Origin of the sequence: Chryseobacterium lathyri (assembly GCF_030812195.1) — a bacterium.
Classification (GTDB): domain Bacteria; phylum Bacteroidota; class Bacteroidia; order Flavobacteriales; family Weeksellaceae; genus Chryseobacterium; species Chryseobacterium lathyri_A.
This window is the reverse complement of the sequence record NZ_JAUSSF010000001.1, coordinates 1,413,280-1,431,631: the sequence shown is the minus strand read 5'-3', so window position 1 is coordinate 1,431,631 and position 18,352 is coordinate 1,413,280. Positions and strand designations below refer to the sequence as shown.

Genomic DNA, 18,352 nt, shown 5'->3' with positions numbered 1-18,352 from the left:
GCAGGTTGTAGAGATTGTGCTGAAGATTGAAAATTTGGTCTTTTGATTCGTAAGAGCCAAGAGCCAGACAATAACTCATTTACTCTAAAACCCTCAAACTCTCCGACTCCGCAACTCGGATCCCGCATCGCGTAACTAACTCAGTTCAAAAAGCGTAATCTCTGGTAAGACGCCAACTCTTCCTGGATAACCCAATACTCCAAAACCTCTGTTTACATACAGCATCTTGCCTTCACTTTCATACAGATCAGCCCATTTCGGGTAGCGGTACTGTACCGGAGACCATTTTACGTTTTTAAGATCCAAACCAAACTGCATCCCGTGGGTATGCCCTGAAAGGGTCAGATGGATGTTTCCAGGATGTTTTTTTACCACATAATCGAAATGCGTGGGGTCATGGCTCATCAGGATTTTTGGAGCGAATTCCGGGACTCCTTTTAAGGCGTCGTCAATTTTTCCGAATTGAGGAAATGGCTTCAGTCCCCAATTTTCAACACCGAGAATATATAATTTTTCTCCGTTTCTGTCAATTACCCTGTTTTCATTTCTCAGCATATCAAACCCGGCTTGCTTTTCATACTCAATAAGAGCGTCAAGATTCTTTTTTTTAGCATCCAGCGAGGCCCATGTCACATAGTCACCATAATCGTGGTTTCCCAGCACGGCAAGCTTGCCGTCTTTGGCTTTGATTTTGGAAAATAAAGGAATGAAAGGTTTAAATTCATCCGAAATATTATTCACCATATCGCCTGTAAAAAGAACAAGATCCGGATCCTGCTCATTGATCAGATCGATAGCATGCTGTAGCTTGGATGGATCGGAAAAACTACCGCTGTGAACATCAGAGATCTGAATCACTTTATAGCCTTTGAAGTTTTTTGAAAGGCCTGGAATCTTTACTTTTATTTTTCTTACCGTATGCCTGTACTTTCCGAACGTAATCCCGTCAATGAAAAGGGCGGAAAGAACACCTCCCATGCCTAATCCTACCATACTGAGGAATTTTCTTCTTTCAGGAAAAAAGTGTTCTTTCGGTTGCGTTAGCCCTATCAGGTAGCCTCCTGTTCTGAAGATATCATCAATCAATAAAAACAGGACCACAAAGATTTTAGGGAGTATAAAGATCAGGAATAATGAAATTGTGATCTGGACTCTCATCGAGCTTCTGTCTGATCTTTGGAAATGGGTAATTTCATAGGCGAAAATCCCATAAACGGCCAAGGATAAAACCCAGTACCCGAGCCTAACCCAGAAATTATCTGTTAATGTTCTTATAGCCTGATAGATATAGACTTCTAGAACCAGGAAGATAGCGGCGATGATCAAAAAATTTCTCTGCATGATAAATCTAAAAAAAGCACAAAGAAGATATTTCCCTGTGCTTTATATTTTTGTTAATTAAATATTTTTAAGGAAATCTGTAAACGATAGCATTGATGTTCATTCCGGCACCTACCGAAGTCATTACAATGTTACCTTTATCTTTAAACGTTTGACCCTCCATTTTTCCTTTAATTATTAAATCATACATGGTAGGAATGGTTGCTACAGACGTATTTCCAAGGTCCTGAATTGTCATAGGGGAGATCGAATGATCATAATCTTTCACGTTATAAAGCTTGTGAAGTCTTTCAATCATGGCATAATCCATTTTGGCATTAGCCTGGTGAATCAGGATCTTATCAATATCTTCAATGGAAAGGCCGGCATCTCCGATGGTTTCTTTTATAGCTGAAGGCACATTTTTAAGAGCATACTCATAAATTTTTCTTCCCTGCATTCTTACATAAAGACGTCTTTGGTCTACATTCTGGTTAATGGAGGGGGCATTTTCAAGATAGCACAGTTCCGGACCATTGTCGCAGATTGTGTTATGAGAAATAATCCCTACATTTTCCTGATCTGTAGCCTGTACCACCACTGCACCAGCTCCGTCGGCAAAGATCATTCTGTTTCTGTCATGAGGATCAGTAACACGGCTCAGCGTTTCTGCACCTACCACAAGAATGGTTCTGGCTGCCTTTGCCTTGATAAGATTGTCTGCAAGGATCATGGCTTCCACCCATCCCGGACATCCGAAGATCATATCATAAGTAATGCATTTTCTGTTCTTGATGCCCAGTTTGTTTTTTACTCTTGCTGCCATATTAGGCATAAAATTCACATATCCGTCTACAGTAACTTCTCCAAAGTTGCTCGCGTAAATGATGTAATCCAGTTCTTCTCCATCTACTTTGGCATCTTCAAGGGCAATTTTGGCAGCTTCAGAGCCGATCAGCGAGTTGGAAAGATCGTCTTCAATAAATCTTCTGTTTTCTATTTCTGTGATTTCTACAAACTTTGCGATGGTTTCTTCTGCAGGTTTCTCAATCTTAACTCCGTCTTCAGTGTAGAACTCAGAATCCATGAAATAATCTCTACCAATAACTCTGTTAGGAATATAGGATCCGGAACCAATAATGATCGTATTCGGCATTCGTTTATATGATTTTTTAAAGATGCAAAGTTAATAATTAATATTAATAACGGAGAATTAAAAATATTATTAAATTTGCAAAAATTGTACTTTACAATCGTATGAAAAACAACTCGTCCTTAAAAGGCTTACTTATTGCAGCTGTGGTGTTTATCGTTGCCTTTGGGGTCTACTTCTTTTTTTTAGCCAAGAAAAATTATTTTGTAGTAGACAATCCTACTCCTAATACGTATTATTTTAAGATCAATAACGGTTCCGAAGGAATTATTTCTGCGGGCCAGTACGTTCATGTGGATATTAAAAAGGGGAAAAATTCTATCAAGGTTTTCGACCAGAATAAGAAAATGCTGTATGATTCTGCATTTGAAGTAAATAAAATCCGGGGGCTGATTAATATCGCCCATCAGGATTATTATATTAATGATCAATATTATGGGTACAATCTTAAAAAAGATTCATTACTTTTGGCCCTGGACAAAATCACAATTGACGGAAAAGATTATTTCGGAGGAGCAAGACGCTTCAATAAGCTTTATACTGAAGATTTTTACTACAATGTAGATGAAGATTACGATAAGGTGATCAAAAACATCCAAAAGGTGGAATCAAGATCAAAGATCTTCAGAAAGCAGGATTTCCTAAATTATTACAAAGAATATTACAAGTTTTAAAGTTTTGACAAAAGATATTACCAAAGTTACTCCCTACAATTCCGAGGCTACCAAGAAAAGCCAGGTAGAGGATATGTTCGACAATATTGCACCGAAGTATGACCTTCTGAATCATGTTTTATCTATGAAAATTGATGTTTTGTGGAGAAATACATTGGTGAAAATGATGAAAAAAGACAATCCGCAGGAAGTATTGGATGTGGCTACAGGAACGGGAGATTTAGCAATAACGATTGAAAAAGGGACCCATGCGAAAGTAATTGGTTTGGATTTATCACAACAAATGCTGAATGTTGGCGTTATTAAAATAAAAAAACTTAAATTAGACGGCAAAATTTCCATGCAAAAAGGGGATGCGGAAAATTTACCTTTCGAGGACAATAGATTTGATGCTGTTTCCGTTGCATTTGGAGTGAGGAATTTTGAAAACCTTACCAAAGGTTTGGCAGAATTAAGAAGAGTAGTTAAAGATAACAAGAGTGTTTATATACTGGAGTTTTCAAAGGTTGAGGGGTTCTTAGGGCCATTTTATATGTTTTATTTCAAAAATATATTACCTGCCATCGGCAGACTGGTTTCCAAAGATAATAGGGCATATACATACCTTCCGGATTCTGTAAATGCTTTTCCTTTTGGGGAAAAGATGAAGCAAATTCTTTTAGATACAGGATTTAAGAAAGTAGAATATAAAAAGTTAAGTTTAGGTATAGCCACAATTTATAAAGCAACAAAGTAACCTATGAATAAATTTCTATTAAGAGCACTGGTTTTAGCCTCAGTCAATATTGCAGTTTTTGCAGATGCACAATTCAGAACCCGAAACAGAATGGATAAGTTGGAAGACTTTGACGAGCAGAAATTCAGTTGGGGTTTTTATTTGAATGGCAACAGGCTGGACTACCGTATCGTCCTACATCCAAGATATGGTTCGGAAGGTAATCAGAATCTTGTTAAATCCAAAGAAAGCTACAGTTTTGGTGCCGGTTTGATCGCCAAATGGAGACTGAATGACTATCTGGACTTAAGATTGGAGCCAGGCTTACAATTTGCTCAAAGGCAGTTGATTTTCAATACCCAGTCCAATGACCAGTATGCTGCCGGAACATTAACGAATCCTCCTTTTATTCCAATTCCTTTAACTGAGAAAGACAGAATAAGAGAGATAAAATCTACATTGGTGGATGTTCCTGTTTTGCTTGAGCTTCACGGCCAGAGATGGTATAATTCCAGACCCTATATTGCGGCAGGGGTAAACTATATAGTTAATCTTCAGTCCAATTCAGATTCTGAAGATGACAACATGCAGCAGGTTTTCAGATCTACAACGCATAACTTTGCGTGGTCTGCAGAAATGGGAATCCAGTTTTATTTCAACAAATTTAAACTTACTCCGGCTATCAGAGGAACATTTTTCATGAACAACGAGAAAGTGGCAGATAATGCAACAACACCTCCGTACTGGGCAACTGCAATGTCTACGCTTCAGACAAGAGCTGTAATGTTCGTTCTGAAATTTGAATAAGAAAATATACATTAAAAATATAAAAGGAGGTGCTTATGCATCTCCTTTTTTTAGTGCCAAATCAAAATATAGAGACTTTTATTTTTGTTACTGTTATTATTTTTTTACTTTTGCTATTAGTTAGAATATAGAAAACCTGAAATGCTTCAAGATTTAGAAAATAATTTTTCAGAATTAGAGAAAAAGATTTTGCTTTTACAAAAGAATTATAAAAATCTTACTGAAAGACTATCTGAATTAACTGTTGAGCATGAAGCGCTGAAAACGAAATATGATGAGGAAAGAAGAAGAAATCAGGTATTAGCAGAAGAACAAAAAAATATAAAACTTTATTCAGCAATATCAGGGAATCCTGAACACAACAGATTAATGAAAAACCATATCAACAGATTGGTCAAAGAAATTGATTTCTGTATTGCACAGCTTCAAAACAGTGGATTATAATGGATGTAAGAAGAATAACCATCAACATTGCAGGAAGGGTATATCCGCTGAACGTACCGGCCGCAGAGGAAGAAACTCTGCGTAAAGTAGGAAAGCAGATTGAAAGTATGATTAAAGATTTTGAACAGAACTTCGATGTAAGAGACAAACAGGATGCTTTGGCTATGTGTGCCCTGAAACTGGGAACCAATGCTGAAGTAGTTTCTCTTAACTACGAAAAAAATATAAATTCTACCAACGAAAGATTAGTACAGATTAATCAGTCGTTGAATGAAATTGGGAAATAGATTTTTTTCCCATCAGACTGCCTACAATAATTCTAACACATTTAAGGTAAACTCAACGCTAAACAATTACCGAGCAAATGTCCGCTGAATGGCGTGCCGGGTCTCCCGGATTACAGACAGAGGAAATCAGTTCAAATCGTGTTGATTAGGAGTTTACTCTCAATCCCTGAATTGTTGTAGGTTTTTTTTTATTTAGATAAGTGTAAGACAATTAAAACTCAATATATATTATGACAACAGCCATTATAGTCGGCGTTATTTGCTTAGTTGTAGGAGCAGTGCTAGGGATTCTTTTCTCTAAGAGCTCACTGAATACCAAAGCAAAATTTATTGTAGATGATGCAAAGAAAAATGCCGAAAACCTTATAGAAAAAGCAAATGTTCAAGCTGAATCCATAAAGAAAGAAAAGAATCTACAGGCCAAAGAAAAATTTTTGGAACTGAAATCCCAGCACGATGCAGACATACAGTCCCGTGAGAAAAAAATGCAGGAGATTGAAAAAAGAATTAAAGACAAAGAACATAAGCTTAATGATGAGCTTAGCAAGACCGGAAAACTTGAAAAAGACCTTGACAAGCAGATTGCAGATTATGCGAAGAAAAACGAGATCTTAGAAAGAAAACAGCAGGAGCTGGATGTGGCTACCACCAAGAAAGTAGAGATCCTTGAAAAAATCGCTAATTATACGGCAGAAGAAGCTAAAGCAGAATTGGTGGAAACCATGAAAGCAGAAGCTAAAACAAGAGCTCAGGCACACGTACAGGGCATCATGGAAGAAGCACAGCTGAATGCTAAGAACGAAGCAAGAAAGATTGTTATCCAGACCATCCAGAGAATCGGAACCGAGCAGGCGATCGAAAATTCAGTATCGGTTTTCAATATTGAATCTGATGAGGTAAAAGGAAGAATTATTGGTAGAGAAGGTAGAAATATCCGCGCTTTAGAAGCGGTGACAGGTGTTGAAATTATCGTAGATGATACCCCGGAAGCTATTCTTCTTTCATGCTTTGATCCGGTGAGAAGAGAAATTGCAAGATTGTCCCTTCACAGATTGGTAACGGATGGAAGAATTCACCCGGCAAGAATCGAGGAAGTAGTAGAAAAGACAAGAAAACAGATTGAAGAAGAAATTATCGAAGTAGGAAAAAGAACAATCATTGATCTTGGAATCCACGGATTGCACCCGGAACTGATCAAAATCGTAGGTAGAATGAAATACCGTTCTTCTTACGGACAAAACCTATTACAGCACTCAAGAGAAGTAGCGAATATTGCGGCAACAATGGCTGCAGAATTAGGGTTAAACGTAAAATTAGCCAAAAGAGCAGGTCTTTTACACGATATCGGTAAAGTACCTGAGCAGGAATCTGAGCTTCCTCACGCTTTACTAGGAATGCAGTGGGCTGAAAAATATGGTGAAAACGCAGAAGTTGTTAACGCAATCGGAGCTCACCACGACGAAATTGAAATGAAATCCCTGTTATCACCAATCATTCAGGTTGCCGATGCTATCTCCGGGGCAAGACCAGGAGCAAGAAGACAGGTTCTGGAATCTTACATCCAGAGACTGAAAGATCTTGAATCTGCAGCGTTAAGCTTCGACGGAGTTTCCAGTGCATACGCGATTCAGGCCGGTAGAGAACTGAGGGTAATGGTAGAAAGCGGAAAAGTAAGTGACGAAGTGGCGAACCAGCTGTCTTATGACATCTCTGAAAAAATCCAAAACGAGCTGACCTATCCGGGACAGGTAAAAGTAACGGTAATCAGAGAAACAAGAGCCGTGAATATTGCAAGATAATAACACGATCAAGATATTTTATAAAAACCTTTCAAGAGATTGAAAGGTTTTTTATTTTTATCAAAACTTAAAAATGCAAGAACTGTCTTTGTCTTCAAAACTGAAGTACATCTTTTCAATCCCCGTTATTATTTCTGCCCTGGGCTATTTTGTAGATATCTATGACCTGCTTTTATTCGGTATTGTAAGAATTCCTAGTTTAAAAGCTTTAGGCCTTAATCCTGATGCCGATGGAACCCTTATCCTGAACTGCCAGATGGTAGGTCTTCTTATAGGCGGGGTTTTCTGGGGTATTTTTGGAGATAAAAAAGGAAGACTGTCCGTACTTTTCGGGTCCATCTTAGTGTATTCCCTTGCCAACATAGCCTGTGGTTTTTTACCCTATTTCCCCAAAGAGCATCTCGTGTATCAATACGCGGGCTTAAGGTTTATTGCAGGGATAGGACTGGCCGGGGAGCTCGGAGCCGGAATTACCCTGGTTTCTGAAAGCCTGCCGAAGAGCCTGCGAGCCATAGGAACTTCCGTAGTAGCCGGTTTCGGATTAATGGGAGCAGTAGTGGCACAACTTACCGTAGAACTGGCCGGAGGATGGAATATTTCATACATCATCGGCGGAATTATGGGTGTTATGTTGTTAATACTCAGGGTAAGTGTTTCAGAATCGGGTATTTATAAAAATATAGAACATAAAAATGTCTCTAAAGGAAATTTTCTTTCTTTTTTTACTAACAAAGAACGTTTGACCAGATATCTCAAATGTATAGCAGTAGGCCTGCCTACATGGTACTGTATAGGTATTCTGGCGGTTTTAGCGAATCAATTTGCCCCTGAATTAGGGATAAAGGATCTGAATCCCGGAAAAGCCATTATGTGGGCTTATATAGGGATCTCTGTTGGCGATCTGATGAGTGGCTTTATTTCCCACGCTTTAAAATCCCGTAAAATGGCTATTTTTTATATGCTGCTCTTCACCATACTAGGGGTGGCTGTTATGCTGTTCGGAAATACCAATACAGAAACAAAATATTATATGTTCTGCGTTTGGCTGGGTCTGGGTACTGGCTATTGGGCTATGTTCGTAACGCTTGCGGCAGAGCAGTTCGGCACCAACATCAGAAATACAGCAACCACTACCGTTCCCAATATGGTAAGAGGTTTAGTACCTGTGATGATCCTGGCATTTGATCTTTTGAAAAATAATTTCACGGTCATTATGAGTGCAGCAATTGTAGGAATTGTTGTATTTGGATTAGCCTTTTATTCATCGCTGACCATTTCAGAAACGCACGATAAAGACCTGGAGTTTATTGAATAATGTACAGGTTTGGCAGGAAGCGATTTCTGTTTAAGTATAAGGAAATGGTTAAATTAACATTTTATTATGCCTTAAATAATCATTAATTGTTTAATTTTGAAAGTAAGGAGTTTAATTCTATTGTTTAATTAAAATCAAAACATCATGTCACAGGAAATTTTTAAAAAAGCAAAAAAGTTAAAAAAGGATGACCTTAAAAACATTATAGGCGGAGTTGGGGGAGCCATCACTCCGGATCTTTCACAATGTGGCTGTAGCTGTACCGGTGCGGTGACAGGTCCGTCTTATTGTATAAAGTATAAAAAATGTCTGCAGGTAATAACCTGTTAATGAAAATATCCAGTAAAACCTTTCGAGCAATTGAAAGGTTTTTTATTATTAATGCTTAAGAATTTCAAACAAAAAAATTCTATTGTTATTCTCCTGAACGGTTATTTGAAGGAGTTAAAAAGGATCGGATAATAAACTGTTTAATAAATGGTAAGCGGTATTAATCCATTGATAAGACAATAAAAGTAATGAAATCAACGTATTATTAAAATTTTAATTAAATTATGTTGCGAATAATTAATATTTGTTTAACTTTGAAAGGTAACTAAACTATATTGTTTAATCTCAAATCAAATCATTTAACACTATGAAAAATGCTAAGAAATTAAAAAAAGCAGATCTAAAGAACATTATTGGAGGAATCAGCGGAACACCTGATTTATCACTTTGCGGATGCAGCTGCTCAGGTTCTGTAACCGGACCTTGGTATTGTGTGCAGCATATTGCTTGTACACAAGGGTATAACTGTGGTTCAGAAATTTAAGAACGATTTCAGTAAGAAATAAACATTTCCACATTTAATACGCAAAAGCCTTTTGGACCTTCCAGAAGGTTTTTGTTTTAAATTAATGTTGTAAAAAAGGGAAAATTCATTTGTACTGACTTTTTAAGTTTATTATAACCAATGATAAATTTATTCCTTCTTTATACAATTGATTAATTAACTGATAATATAAATAAGGCTTCCAATACTAATAACAATCCATAAAATAACGGCTGCAGTCAATGGCTTAATTCCTATTGTTTTTAAAGTCTGGATCGATAGAGTAGAACCGATAAAGAATAAAGTGAGATTCAGCCCTGATTTAGCTACAGCAGTTACAAAACCACTGAAAAGGTCGAAGACCGGAAAATAGGTATTCAATATTATGGCAAGGATAAACCAGCCTATAAACCACGGTATTTTTATCTTTGATTCTTTGCTTTTAAAGATAAACATTGTAACGGCTGAAACCGGGATGATCCATAAAGCACGTGCCAGTTTTACAGTTGTTGCGATTTTTAAAGCCTCATTTCCATACTTTCCGGCTGCGCCTACCACAGAACTTGTGTCATGGATTCCAACGGCACACCAAAGCCCGAACTGTTCCTGCGAAAGCTGCAACATATGCCCAATTGCCGGATAAATAAATAAAGCCACAGAATTCAATGTAAAAATAATAGCAAGCCCCAAAGAGATTTCTTTTGTGTTGGGTTTTATGATAGGAGAAATGGCTGCAATGGCACTTCCACCACAGATAGCTGTTCCTGCGGAGATCAGGTAGGAAAGTTTTTTCTCAAGCTTGAATGCTTTTCCCAAGACATATCCAAGGATCATCACCGTCAGAATGCTCACAACAGTCAAAAGGAATCCTGTTTTTCCTGCCCGAAGTGCTTCATCCAGTTTAAGCCCGAACCCCAATCCTACAATGGAAATCTGAAGAAGAAGATGAATGTATTTGTGCAGTTGCTGCTCAAACGGATTTCCTATAAAAATAGCAAGGCTAAAACCTAGCGCCAAAGCTAAGGGAGAAGATGTTAAGGAAGTAAGGCATATAGCAGCAAGTATGATAAATACAGCTTTTCGTATTCTTTCGTTTTGGAGGAATCTTTTCATAAAATTTCAAATCAGACTCCAAAATTCCGAAATATAGTATTACAAAGTAAATTGTATTTTATTATAAAGGATAACTTTTGGTTATGGGTTTTATGAGAGGTTTTGAAAAATGGGTTGAGAAAGTGTTGTCTAGTTGCTGACTGATATCAGGCATCTTGATTCTTTTCTAAAAACTTAAAATTCACCATTCACTTGCGAAGCAAAACTCACCATGACCTAAATATTCTGTCTAAAATCTAAATAAATGACTGTAGCTTAAACTGCGACCAATCCTAATCCCTAAAACCTGCAACTGCTTCCTAACTCCTCACAAATCTCAGAAAAAGCTTTATCATTTCGGACTGATCACCTTTTGGAAGGATGAAGTGGAAATTTCTTTCAATACTGAAGTTTTTAATATCGACAATAGTAAGGCTATTGTTCTTCAGTTCGTTCAAAATGGTACTGATGGACAGGAATGCCATACAATCTGAGTGTAAAAGGTAATTCTTAATACTTTCACTACTCCCAAGGTGCATGACGGTATTCAGCTCTTCAATGTCGATTCCCTTCTCCTTTAAGCGGTTCTGGATGAATTCCTGAGTACCGGATCCCTGTTCCCGGAAGATCAGATTCAGATCATAAAGATCTTTTAAACTTAAAGTTTTATGAGCCAACGGATGTTCTGTCTTTGCAGTAAGGACAATTTCATCAGCTTTGAAAATTTTGTAATCAAAAAAGGATGACTGGGATTCCCCTTCGATAATTCCAAGGTCGATCTTTCCGTCCTTCAACAGCTCGGAAATAATCTCAGTATTATGGGCAATCAGTTCAATCTTAATATCCTTATAATAAGAGTTGAATTTGGCCAGTATTTCAGGTAAAACATACTGTGCAACGCTGGTGCTGGCTCCAATTATAAGTTTTCCCTTATGTTGTTCCTTAATTTGACTAATTTCAAATTCCAGATCGCGGTAAATACTCCGGATCTTTTCTGCATATTCATACAAAATTTTTCCACTTTGGGTAAGCTGTACGGAAGTTCCTTTCCTGTCAAACAGTTTTGTGCCCAGCTGGCTTTCAATTTCTTTGATGTGTTTGGTCACGGCCGGCTGTGAAATATGAAGTTCTTCGGAAGCCTTTGTAAAACTCAGCCTTGAAGCAGTTGTATGAAAAACTTTTAATCTGTAGTCAAACATTTTTATGGTGAACTTATAATAACAAACTTAGTGAAATTATACGGGGTTTTTAAGTTTGAAGTCTTGTAATTTTGAGCGTTATAATGGTAGTTTTTTTTGAAAAAGGGAAATTTTTGAACCTTAAACCCAATCTCAAACCCTTTACAAATCCGAAATAGATTTATCCCGGTCAATGCTATATCTTCTGTTCTTTGCTTCTCCGATTTTCTGCTTTGCGTAAATGCTGTGGTGCCCGGAAAACAGATAAGATACTACACATGCAATAGCTATATAAACACCGCTTTCTGCGCCGAATAGCTCGATTCCCATCAGCATACAGGCTAATGGAGTGTTAGTTGCTCCGGCAAATACAGCGACAAATCCCATTCCTGCCAGCAGGCCAAACGGTAAAGGGATGAACAGGGATAGAGCACTTCCGAGAGTGGCGCCGATAAAAAATAAAGGAGTTACTTCACCGCCTTTAAAGCCTGCAGAAAGAGTAACAATGGTAAAGATCATTTTTAAAGCAAAATCATAGAGCGGAAGCTGTTTCTCGAAAGATTCCACAATTACAGGAATTCCCAATCCGATATATCTTGTCGTTCCCATGGCAAAAACAGCCAGAGCAATAATAATTCCCCCGATTACAGGACGGAATGGAGGATATTTAATCTTAGATTTAAAAACTGAACCTGCCCAATGAATGGTTCTGCTAAAGCCAGCAGAGCAGATTCCGAAAGCAATTCCTGCAAGTATACTGTATAAAACAGGTAAGAATTCCAGTTCTGGGATGAGGTCTATATGATAATGGGTATGTTTCACATTCCAAAGACTGGTAACCAGATCTGCAAGAATTGCTGATGCAAAAGCCGGGAAAATAGCATTATACCGTATTTTTCCGATTAAGAAAACTTCAAGCCCGAAAACGGCACCTGCCAGAGGAGTCCCGAAAATAGACCCGAAGCCTGCTGCAATTGCGGCAATGAGAAGGATTTTTCTATCATGTCTGTTAAGCTTAAAAGGCCGGCTGAGCTGGTCTGCTATAGCTCCCGCCATCTGAAGGGCAGTTCCTTCCCGGCCGGCAGAACCACCGAAGAAATGGGTAACAATAGTTCCCAGATATACAAAAGGAGCCATTTTAAACGGAATAATCCCTTTCGGATCGTGAATATTGTCTATCAGTAAATTGTTTCCTGCTTCCACATCCTTTCCGTAGTAATAATAGAGGAGGCCAATAAGAAATCCGGCAACAGGAAGCAGGGCAATCAACCAGATATGACTTTCCCTGAAGTTTGTAGCCCATTCCAGAGACTTCAGGAACCCAGCAGAAGCTGTTCCCACTAAAGCACCGATGATCATACTGATACAAAGCCATTTTGAAATATAGGGCAGGGCAGGATATTTTCTGAAAAAGTATTGAGTATGAAAAGTTGATTTTCTGTATAGTGTTCGTTGTTTTTTTGACATAATAATCCTGATAAGTTATTGGTTAATAATCTCTTAATCAGGCGTCATCAGCTTCTGTAAAGCGGTTGGGTAAGGAAGAGCACCATTTCCTTTATCCTGCAAATATAAGTATTATTTCAAAAGAAACTGTTTTCAAGGATGTACTTTTTGCTTATCCGGATGCTTTCAAAAATATCTTTGTCGCTGGAGTCCTGTTCAAGGAACCAGTATTGCAGGCCTGCCTTTTCCTTCGCACTGAAAATTTTTTTGAAATTAATAGTTCCGTTTCCGATTTCTGTAAAATCTTTTGTACCGGCTTTCATATCTTTTACGTGCCATAGAGGGAAACGGCCAGGATATTTTTCAAAATAAATCATCGGATCAAGGCCGGCTTTTGAAATCCAGTATAAATCCAGTTCCATTTTAACCAGTTCTGAAGATGTATTTTCTAAAATAAAATCATAAACACTTTTATCATCTTCCATTTTTTCAAATTCAAAATCGTGGTTATGATAAGCAAACTGAATTCCTGCTTTTTGGGTTGCTTCACCACATTTTTCAAATAATTCAGGAAGCTTTTTATAGTTTTCAACAGTTCTTTCTTCAGGAAAAATATAAGAGCATACCATATATTTAGAGCCAATAAAATGCAGGTCTTCTACAGCTTTTTCCCAGCCGTACAACAAAGTTCCTTCATCTTTATGAATAGTTCCTGTAGTATGATGCGAGCTAATGACTTTTAAACCGGTTTGTTTAAGAATAGTCTGAAATTCAGTTCTGCTTTTTCCAAAAAATGTTCCATTATATCCATAGATTTCAAGCTCTGTAAAGCCCAAAGCAGCCAGTTTTTCCAGGGCTTCCTCAAGGTTATCCGAAACAGCGTCGCGGATGGTATAAAGTTGAATGGCCATCGGTTTTTTACGGCTAAGTTGGGAAATTCCGCAGGAGCATAAGCCCAGAAATCCGAATGATGAAAGTGTAATGAAATCTTTTCTTTGCATAGGTTATAAAAAAGGTTTCATTTCATCTTCAATCTGTGTTCTCAGGTTCATCAGGCGTTTTGCGTATTCTTCCTGCTGTTTTTCCTCTGCGGTTTCTGGAACCCATGTTGGGACAGGGAGCTTTTTACCGTTTTCATCTACTGCCACAAAAACAATAATGCAGTGGGTCTTCTTATCAAAGGTAGGCTGTTTTAAATTTCTTGAAAACACATTGATGGAAATATGCATGCTCGATTTTCCGGTATAAATGACCTGGGCGTCAACTTTGACCACTTCCCCGATCTTGATAGGCTCGTAAAAACGGATCCCGCCCACATAAACAGTTACGGAGTAATTTCCGCTCCATGTAGTGGCGCAGGCATAACCTGCCTGATCAATCCATTTCATAACGCTTCCTCCATGTACATTTCCTCCATAATTCACATCCGAAGGTTCTGAAATAAACTGAAAAGTAATAGGTTTGTTCTGCATCTTTATAAAATTTGAATAAAGTTATTTAATAATTTCCAGAATTTTAGATTAAATCCTACTTTTGAAAGGTAAAACTTCAATGAAGAAGGAAATTTAACCCATAACAGATTTAAAAGTAACAATGAAGAAAGTATTTTATCTCAATACATGTGATACATGCAGAAAGATCCTGGCACAGTTTGACCTGAAAGACTGGGAACTCCGTGAAATCAAAAAAGAACCGGTTACCAAGGAAGAGCTGGCTGCTATGTATAAAAAAACAAAATCTTACGAAGCCTTGTTCAGTAAAAAATCCACACAGATTAAGCTAAGAGGCCTGGATACAAAATCTCTTGAAGAAAAAGACTTCAAAGACTTACTGCTTGACCATTATACATTTTTGAAGCGGCCTGTTTTTCTTACCGACAATGAAATTTTTGTTGGGAATGACAAGAAAAATGTTGAAGCTTTAAAGGGATTCTTTGAAATTGAATAGTGTAAGTTATTGATTCATAATTAATTGTTTTAATATATTTGTTTACCAAATAGCAGTCCTATGCAGATCAGGGGGCATTTCCACTAAGTCAGGAATTGGTGATGCCCTTTATTTTAAATATTTTGTGTCAGTTATCTAATTTGTTATGGAGCAGATTCGAACCTATTTTGAGAAATCAGTTACAATGTCTGATCAGGATTGGCAAATGTTTTCATCAAAACTTGAAAAACAGAAGTTTTCCAGGAAAGATCATCTGATCACCGCAGGAGTAAAAGAAAACTACCTTTCTTTTATAGAAAAAGGCAGTGTAAGATTTTATATTCCCGGTGAAGACGATTTTACTTTCTCATTCTCATTTGCTGGCGAATTTGTAAGTGCTTATGATTCTTTCCTTACACAAAAAAACTGCAGTTATCATATTCAGGCACTTGAAGAAACTGTTCTTTGGCGTATTTCCTATCAGGATCTCAATATAATTTATGATAAAACGGAAGTAGGAGACAGGATTGGAAGACTTGCCGGTGAGGGTCTTTATCTTGATATTTTTAAAAGAGAAATATCCCTGTTAACAGAAACTGCTGAAGAAAGATATCTGGCTTTATTTTCCGAGCGCCCTCATATTCTAAAATATATACCGTTGAAATATATCGCGTCTTATATCGGAATTACACCTCAGGCACTCAGCAGAATCAGACGTAAGATTTCTTAACCTAGGTTCATTGTTTTGTAAAAGCAGATGGTGGAACTTTGTATAAAAAAGAAATGCCTGAAGCTATTTTACCTATTGTCCTGATCATATCTATGATCATTTTTAAACTGATCCGTAAAGAGTATGAATATGCTCTTTCAGCACGGATTGCTATGGCGCTTATGCTTGTTGCCACCGGAATTGCTCATTTTGTATACAGTAAAGGAATGACTTTAATGATTCCTGAATTCATACCCTGCAGAGAGGAACTGGTTTGGATAACCGGTATTTTTGAAATTGTAGTGGCTGTTGCAATACTGATCCCCGGGTTTCAAAAAACGGCAGGATGGATGCTGATCTTATTTTTTGTTTTGATCCTTCCAGCTAATGTATATGCTGCCTTTGAGCATGTTAATATGAAAACTGCTGATTTTACAGGAAACGGAGCCAACTATCTATGGTACAGGATTCCTTTACAGCTGTTTTTTATTGCCTGGGTATATTTTTCATGCATCCGGATTCCGGACAAAATAAAGCCAGCCCTTGATTTGTAGAACTCATTAGAACAGACTATACAAAAGGAGCTTTCACTAATTTTGTATAGTCTGTTCTTATTTCTTACCTGAATAAAGATCTCAGAACCCAGTTTGAAATGAGGTAGCAACATAAGCCAGACCTAAACCGATCTTTTTATTGGAGACTGTGTATTGGATGTTACCTTTCCGATCACGTTTCCTTTATATCTACTTATCTGATAAATAGATTTTTTTTATCAATATTTTGTGATTTATTTTTAATAAATTCATTATTAAATACTTATATTTATAATAACCAAAAAATAGTATCATGAAAAACTTTTTACGAACAAAGAATCTTAATAGATCAACATTAAAAAAAATTAATGGAGGAATTAGACCTGTTGTCAACTGTTATACATTGTGTGGACCGGCAGGAGGCGTTATCTCTAATACACCGGGAGTAGGTGATGCCTGTACTCCGGACAGAATACTCTGCTGTATCTGCTATTAAGTATAAAAAAGCGGCTGTAATTCAATTACAGCCGCTTTTTATGTTTTTTTGAACGATTATACGAAAGGAGCTTTCACTACTTTTGCAGGAATATTCTTATTTCTACCTGAATAAAGATCTCAGAACCCGGTTTGAATTGAGGTTTAGCAACATAAACCAGACCTAAACCAATCTTTTTATTGGAGACTGTATATTGGATGTTATCTTTCCTTTATATCTATTTATCTGATAAATAGATTTTTTATCAATATTTTGTGATTTATTTTTAATTAATTCATAATTAAATACTTATATTTATAATCATTAAAAAATAATATCATGAAAAAAGACTTTTTAAAAACAAAAAATCTTAACAGATCGGCACTGAAACATATTAATGGTGGGATAAAGACTGTTGTAAATTGCACTACATTATGTGGCGTTGCTGGCGGAATAGAATCAGGCTATCCTGGAGTTGGTCTATGTACAACAGATGGATACCTTTGCTGTATCTGCTATTAAAAACAAAAAATAGGCTGTAAAACAAATTACAGCCTATTTTTATATGTTTTTTTGAACGATTATACGAAAGGAGCTTTCACTACTTTTGCAGGAATATTCTTATTTCTTACCTGAATAAAGATTTCAGAACCCAGTTTAAAATGAGGTTTGTCTACATAAGCAAGACCCAAACCGATCTTTTTCATTGGCGACTGTGTCCCTGAAGTTACTTTTCCGATTACATTTCCTTCAGCATCAACTACAGGGTAATCATGCCTTGGAACGCCTTTATCCTGAAGCTCAAAACCTACTAATTTTCTTGTAACACCTTCTTCTTTTTGTTTTGCAAATGTATCTTTAGAAACAAAATCCTTATCGAATTTTGTGATCCATCCTAATCCTGCTTCAATAGGAGAAGTTGTATCATCAATATCATTTCCGTAAAGACAGAAGCCTTTTTCCAGTCTTAAAGTATCTCTGGCAGCAAGCCCGGCAGGAATAATTCCTTCTGCCTCACCTGCATTAATGATTGCATCCCAAAGCTGTTCAGCGTTTTCATTATTGAAATAAATCTCAAAACCACCGCTTCCTGTATATCCTGTATTCGAAATGATCACATTGTTTACTCCGGCAACGCTTCCTACTGTAAAGCTGTAATAAGGAATCTCAGAAAGATTGGTTTCTGTAAGTTTCTGTAAGATCTCCGTAGCTTTAGGACCCTGAACAGCTAATAATGACATGTCATCAGATGCATTAGTCATTTTTGCCCCGAACGTGTTGTATTTTGAGATATGATCCCAGTCCTTCTCGATATTTGATGCGTTTACCACTACAAAATATTTGTCGTCTCCCATTTTGTAAACAATAAGATCGTCCACGATTCCCCCGTTTTCATTAGGAAGGCAAGAATATTGAGCTTTTCCGTTTTCCAGGGCATCTACATTGTTGGTTGTAACAAACTGTAAAAGATCTTTAGACCCCGGTCCTTCAATAAAAAACTGTCCCATGTGCGAAACATCGAACAATCCTGCTTTCTCTCTCACTGCAAAATGTTCTTCCGTTACACCAGAATACTGTACAGGCATTTCAAAACCTGCAAAAGGTACGATTTTAGCGCCCAAAGAAACGTGTTTATCGTATAAGGCTGTTTTCTTCATATTTAAT

At 37.2% G+C, this 18,352-nt stretch carries 22 protein-coding genes, 1 pseudogene and 1 riboswitch; of the genes and pseudogenes, 14 read left to right on the top strand and 9 right to left on the bottom strand.

Annotation, left to right across the window (positions count from 1 at the left end; translation table 11 throughout):
* Positions 1–135: 135 nt before the first annotated feature.
* On the bottom strand, positions 136–1,341 hold the full coding sequence (locus J2T03_RS06450; protein WP_307210130.1) for a metallophosphoesterase: 1,206 nt from the start codon (positions 1,339–1,341) through the stop codon (positions 136–138).
* A 67-nt stretch (positions 1,342–1,408) separates the two neighbouring features.
* The gene (locus tag J2T03_RS06445; protein ID WP_306845657.1) at positions 1,409–2,476 is read right to left on the bottom strand and encodes a 3-oxoacyl-ACP synthase III family protein; all 1,068 of its coding nucleotides are present in this window, start codon (positions 2,474–2,476) and stop codon (positions 1,409–1,411) included.
* A 101-nt stretch (positions 2,477–2,577) separates the two neighbouring features.
* On the opposite strand from J2T03_RS06445, the gene J2T03_RS06440 reads away from it, so the two are divergent.
* From J2T03_RS06440 to J2T03_RS06400, 9 genes are all read left to right on the top strand, one after another.
* Positions 2,578–3,147 (top strand): hypothetical protein, encoded by a 570-nt coding sequence (locus J2T03_RS06440; RefSeq protein WP_306845659.1) that lies wholly within the window; start codon positions 2,578–2,580, stop codon positions 3,145–3,147.
* A gap of 4 nt (positions 3,148–3,151) precedes the next feature.
* Positions 3,152–3,883, top strand: coding sequence for a bifunctional demethylmenaquinone methyltransferase/2-methoxy-6-polyprenyl-1,4-benzoquinol methylase UbiE (gene ubiE / locus J2T03_RS06435; protein ID WP_306845661.1), 732 nt, complete (start codon positions 3,152–3,154; stop codon positions 3,881–3,883).
* A gap of 3 nt (positions 3,884–3,886) precedes the next feature.
* Positions 3,887–4,669, top strand: coding sequence for a type IX secretion/gliding motility protein PorT/SprT (porT, locus tag J2T03_RS06430; protein ID WP_307210128.1), 783 nt, complete (start codon positions 3,887–3,889; stop codon positions 4,667–4,669).
* A gap of 141 nt (positions 4,670–4,810) precedes the next feature.
* The gene (locus tag J2T03_RS06425; protein ID WP_306845664.1) at positions 4,811–5,113 is read left to right on the top strand and encodes a hypothetical protein; all 303 of its coding nucleotides are present in this window, start codon (positions 4,811–4,813) and stop codon (positions 5,111–5,113) included.
* On the top strand, positions 5,113–5,400 hold the full coding sequence (locus tag J2T03_RS06420; RefSeq protein WP_111957769.1) for a cell division protein ZapA: 288 nt from the start codon (positions 5,113–5,115) through the stop codon (positions 5,398–5,400). Before J2T03_RS06425 ends, J2T03_RS06420 begins: the two co-directional genes overlap by 1 nt.
* A 230-nt stretch (positions 5,401–5,630) precedes the next feature.
* Complete coding sequence (gene rny / locus J2T03_RS06415; protein WP_306845667.1) at positions 5,631–7,199, top strand: ribonuclease Y; 1,569 nt, start codon at positions 5,631–5,633, stop codon at positions 7,197–7,199.
* Between the two features lie 73 nt (positions 7,200–7,272).
* Positions 7,273–8,514, top strand: a complete 1,242-nt coding sequence (locus J2T03_RS06410; protein ID WP_307210127.1) for an MFS transporter — start codon at positions 7,273–7,275, stop codon at positions 8,512–8,514.
* A gap of 144 nt (positions 8,515–8,658) precedes the next feature.
* Complete coding sequence (locus J2T03_RS06405; RefSeq protein WP_306845670.1) at positions 8,659–8,844, top strand: hypothetical protein; 186 nt, start codon at positions 8,659–8,661, stop codon at positions 8,842–8,844.
* A 307-nt stretch (positions 8,845–9,151) separates the two neighbouring features.
* Positions 9,152–9,328: a hypothetical protein gene (locus J2T03_RS06400; protein WP_167443716.1), complete on the top strand. Its 177-nt coding sequence runs from the start codon at positions 9,152–9,154 to the stop codon at positions 9,326–9,328.
* 177 nt (positions 9,329–9,505) lie between these two features.
* Here J2T03_RS06400 and J2T03_RS06395 read toward each other — a convergent pair whose 3' ends face one another.
* From J2T03_RS06395 to J2T03_RS06375, 5 genes are all read right to left on the bottom strand, one after another.
* A complete protein-coding gene (locus J2T03_RS06395; protein ID WP_307210125.1) occupies positions 9,506–10,441 on the bottom strand; it encodes a YeiH family protein in 936 nt (311 codons plus the stop codon).
* A gap of 299 nt (positions 10,442–10,740) precedes the next feature.
* Entirely contained in the window at positions 10,741–11,619 is an 879-nt protein-coding gene (locus J2T03_RS06390) for a LysR family transcriptional regulator (protein ID WP_307210123.1), read from the bottom strand.
* Positions 11,620–11,760: 141 nt separating this feature from the next.
* The gene (locus J2T03_RS06385) at positions 11,761–13,065 is read right to left on the bottom strand and encodes a voltage-gated chloride channel family protein (protein WP_307210121.1); all 1,305 of its coding nucleotides are present in this window, start codon (positions 13,063–13,065) and stop codon (positions 11,761–11,763) included.
* 31 nt (positions 13,066–13,096) lie between these two features.
* Positions 13,097–13,164, bottom strand: a riboswitch (Fluoride riboswitch).
* 17 nt (positions 13,165–13,181) lie between these two features.
* Positions 13,182–14,045, bottom strand: a complete 864-nt coding sequence (locus tag J2T03_RS06380) for a sugar phosphate isomerase/epimerase family protein (RefSeq protein ID WP_307210119.1) — start codon at positions 14,043–14,045, stop codon at positions 13,182–13,184.
* A 3-nt stretch (positions 14,046–14,048) separates the two neighbouring features.
* Positions 14,049–14,516, bottom strand: coding sequence for an acyl-CoA thioesterase (locus J2T03_RS06375; RefSeq protein ID WP_306845682.1), 468 nt, complete (start codon positions 14,514–14,516; stop codon positions 14,049–14,051).
* Positions 14,517–14,637: 121 nt separating this feature from the next.
* On the opposite strand from J2T03_RS06375, the gene J2T03_RS06370 reads away from it, so the two are divergent.
* From J2T03_RS06370 to J2T03_RS06355, 4 genes are all read left to right on the top strand, one after another.
* A complete protein-coding gene (locus J2T03_RS06370) occupies positions 14,638–14,991 on the top strand; it encodes an arsenate reductase family protein (protein WP_307210117.1) in 354 nt (117 codons plus the stop codon).
* Positions 14,992–15,136: 145 nt separating this feature from the next.
* Positions 15,137–15,700, top strand: coding sequence for a Crp/Fnr family transcriptional regulator (locus J2T03_RS06365; protein ID WP_307210115.1), 564 nt, complete (start codon positions 15,137–15,139; stop codon positions 15,698–15,700).
* Between the two features lie 38 nt (positions 15,701–15,738).
* Positions 15,739–16,233, top strand: a complete 495-nt coding sequence (locus J2T03_RS06360) for a DoxX family protein (protein WP_307210112.1) — start codon at positions 15,739–15,741, stop codon at positions 16,231–16,233.
* Between the two features lie 292 nt (positions 16,234–16,525).
* Positions 16,526–16,708, top strand: coding sequence for a hypothetical protein (locus tag J2T03_RS06355; RefSeq protein WP_307210110.1), 183 nt, complete (start codon positions 16,526–16,528; stop codon positions 16,706–16,708).
* Positions 16,709–16,764: 56 nt separating this feature from the next.
* Here J2T03_RS06355 and J2T03_RS20545 read toward each other — a convergent pair.
* Positions 16,765–16,918 (bottom strand): annotated as a pseudogene (locus tag J2T03_RS20545) (glycine cleavage T C-terminal barrel domain-containing protein); the annotation flags it as partial.
* A 108-nt stretch (positions 16,919–17,026) separates the two neighbouring features.
* Here J2T03_RS20545 and J2T03_RS06345 point away from each other — a divergent pair.
* Positions 17,027–17,209 carry a hypothetical protein gene (locus J2T03_RS06345; protein WP_306845690.1) on the top strand — a complete coding sequence of 61 codons (183 nt, stop codon included), beginning with the start codon at positions 17,027–17,029 and terminating at the stop codon, positions 17,207–17,209.
* A gap of 59 nt (positions 17,210–17,268) precedes the next feature.
* Here the strand turns inward: J2T03_RS06345 and gcvT are convergent, their stop codons facing one another.
* Positions 17,269–18,345: a glycine cleavage system aminomethyltransferase GcvT gene (gene gcvT / locus J2T03_RS06340; RefSeq protein ID WP_306845692.1), complete on the bottom strand. Its 1,077-nt coding sequence runs from the start codon at positions 18,343–18,345 to the stop codon at positions 17,269–17,271.
* Positions 18,346–18,352 lie beyond the last annotated feature (7 nt).

Excerpts from the sequence above, each read along its gene's own strand:
- J2T03_RS06450 (WP_307210130.1), bottom strand. The coding sequence starts at position 1,341 with ATGCAGAGAAATTTTTTGATCATCGCCGCTATCTTCCTGGTTCTAGAA.
- J2T03_RS06445 (WP_306845657.1), bottom strand. The coding sequence starts at position 2,476 with ATGCCGAATACGATCATTATTGGTTCCGGATCCTATATTCCTAACAGA.
- J2T03_RS06440 (WP_306845659.1), top strand. The coding sequence starts at position 2,578 with ATGAAAAACAACTCGTCCTTAAAAGGCTTACTTATTGCAGCTGTGGTG.
- porT (WP_307210128.1), top strand. The coding sequence starts at position 3,887 with ATGAATAAATTTCTATTAAGAGCACTGGTTTTAGCCTCAGTCAATATT.
- J2T03_RS06425 (WP_306845664.1), top strand. The coding sequence starts at position 4,811 with ATGCTTCAAGATTTAGAAAATAATTTTTCAGAATTAGAGAAAAAGATT.
- J2T03_RS06420 (WP_111957769.1), top strand. The coding sequence starts at position 5,113 with ATGGATGTAAGAAGAATAACCATCAACATTGCAGGAAGGGTATATCCG.
- rny (WP_306845667.1), top strand. The coding sequence starts at position 5,631 with ATGACAACAGCCATTATAGTCGGCGTTATTTGCTTAGTTGTAGGAGCA.
- J2T03_RS06410 (WP_307210127.1), top strand. The coding sequence starts at position 7,273 with ATGCAAGAACTGTCTTTGTCTTCAAAACTGAAGTACATCTTTTCAATC.
- J2T03_RS06405 (WP_306845670.1), top strand. The coding sequence starts at position 8,659 with ATGTCACAGGAAATTTTTAAAAAAGCAAAAAAGTTAAAAAAGGATGAC.
- J2T03_RS06400 (WP_167443716.1), top strand. The coding sequence starts at position 9,152 with ATGAAAAATGCTAAGAAATTAAAAAAAGCAGATCTAAAGAACATTATT.
- J2T03_RS06395 (WP_307210125.1), bottom strand. The coding sequence starts at position 10,441 with ATGAAAAGATTCCTCCAAAACGAAAGAATACGAAAAGCTGTATTTATC.
- J2T03_RS06390 (WP_307210123.1), bottom strand. The coding sequence starts at position 11,619 with ATGTTTGACTACAGATTAAAAGTTTTTCATACAACTGCTTCAAGGCTG.
- J2T03_RS06385 (WP_307210121.1), bottom strand. The coding sequence starts at position 13,065 with ATGTCAAAAAAACAACGAACACTATACAGAAAATCAACTTTTCATACT.
- J2T03_RS06380 (WP_307210119.1), bottom strand. The coding sequence starts at position 14,045 with ATGCAAAGAAAAGATTTCATTACACTTTCATCATTCGGATTTCTGGGC.
- J2T03_RS06375 (WP_306845682.1), bottom strand. The coding sequence starts at position 14,516 with ATGCAGAACAAACCTATTACTTTTCAGTTTATTTCAGAACCTTCGGAT.
- J2T03_RS06370 (WP_307210117.1), top strand. The coding sequence starts at position 14,638 with ATGAAGAAAGTATTTTATCTCAATACATGTGATACATGCAGAAAGATC.
- J2T03_RS06365 (WP_307210115.1), top strand. The coding sequence starts at position 15,137 with ATGGAGCAGATTCGAACCTATTTTGAGAAATCAGTTACAATGTCTGAT.
- J2T03_RS06355 (WP_307210110.1), top strand. The coding sequence starts at position 16,526 with ATGAAAAACTTTTTACGAACAAAGAATCTTAATAGATCAACATTAAAA.
- J2T03_RS06345 (WP_306845690.1), top strand. The coding sequence starts at position 17,027 with ATGAAAAAAGACTTTTTAAAAACAAAAAATCTTAACAGATCGGCACTG.
- gcvT (WP_306845692.1), bottom strand. The coding sequence starts at position 18,345 with ATGAAGAAAACAGCCTTATACGATAAACACGTTTCTTTGGGCGCTAAA.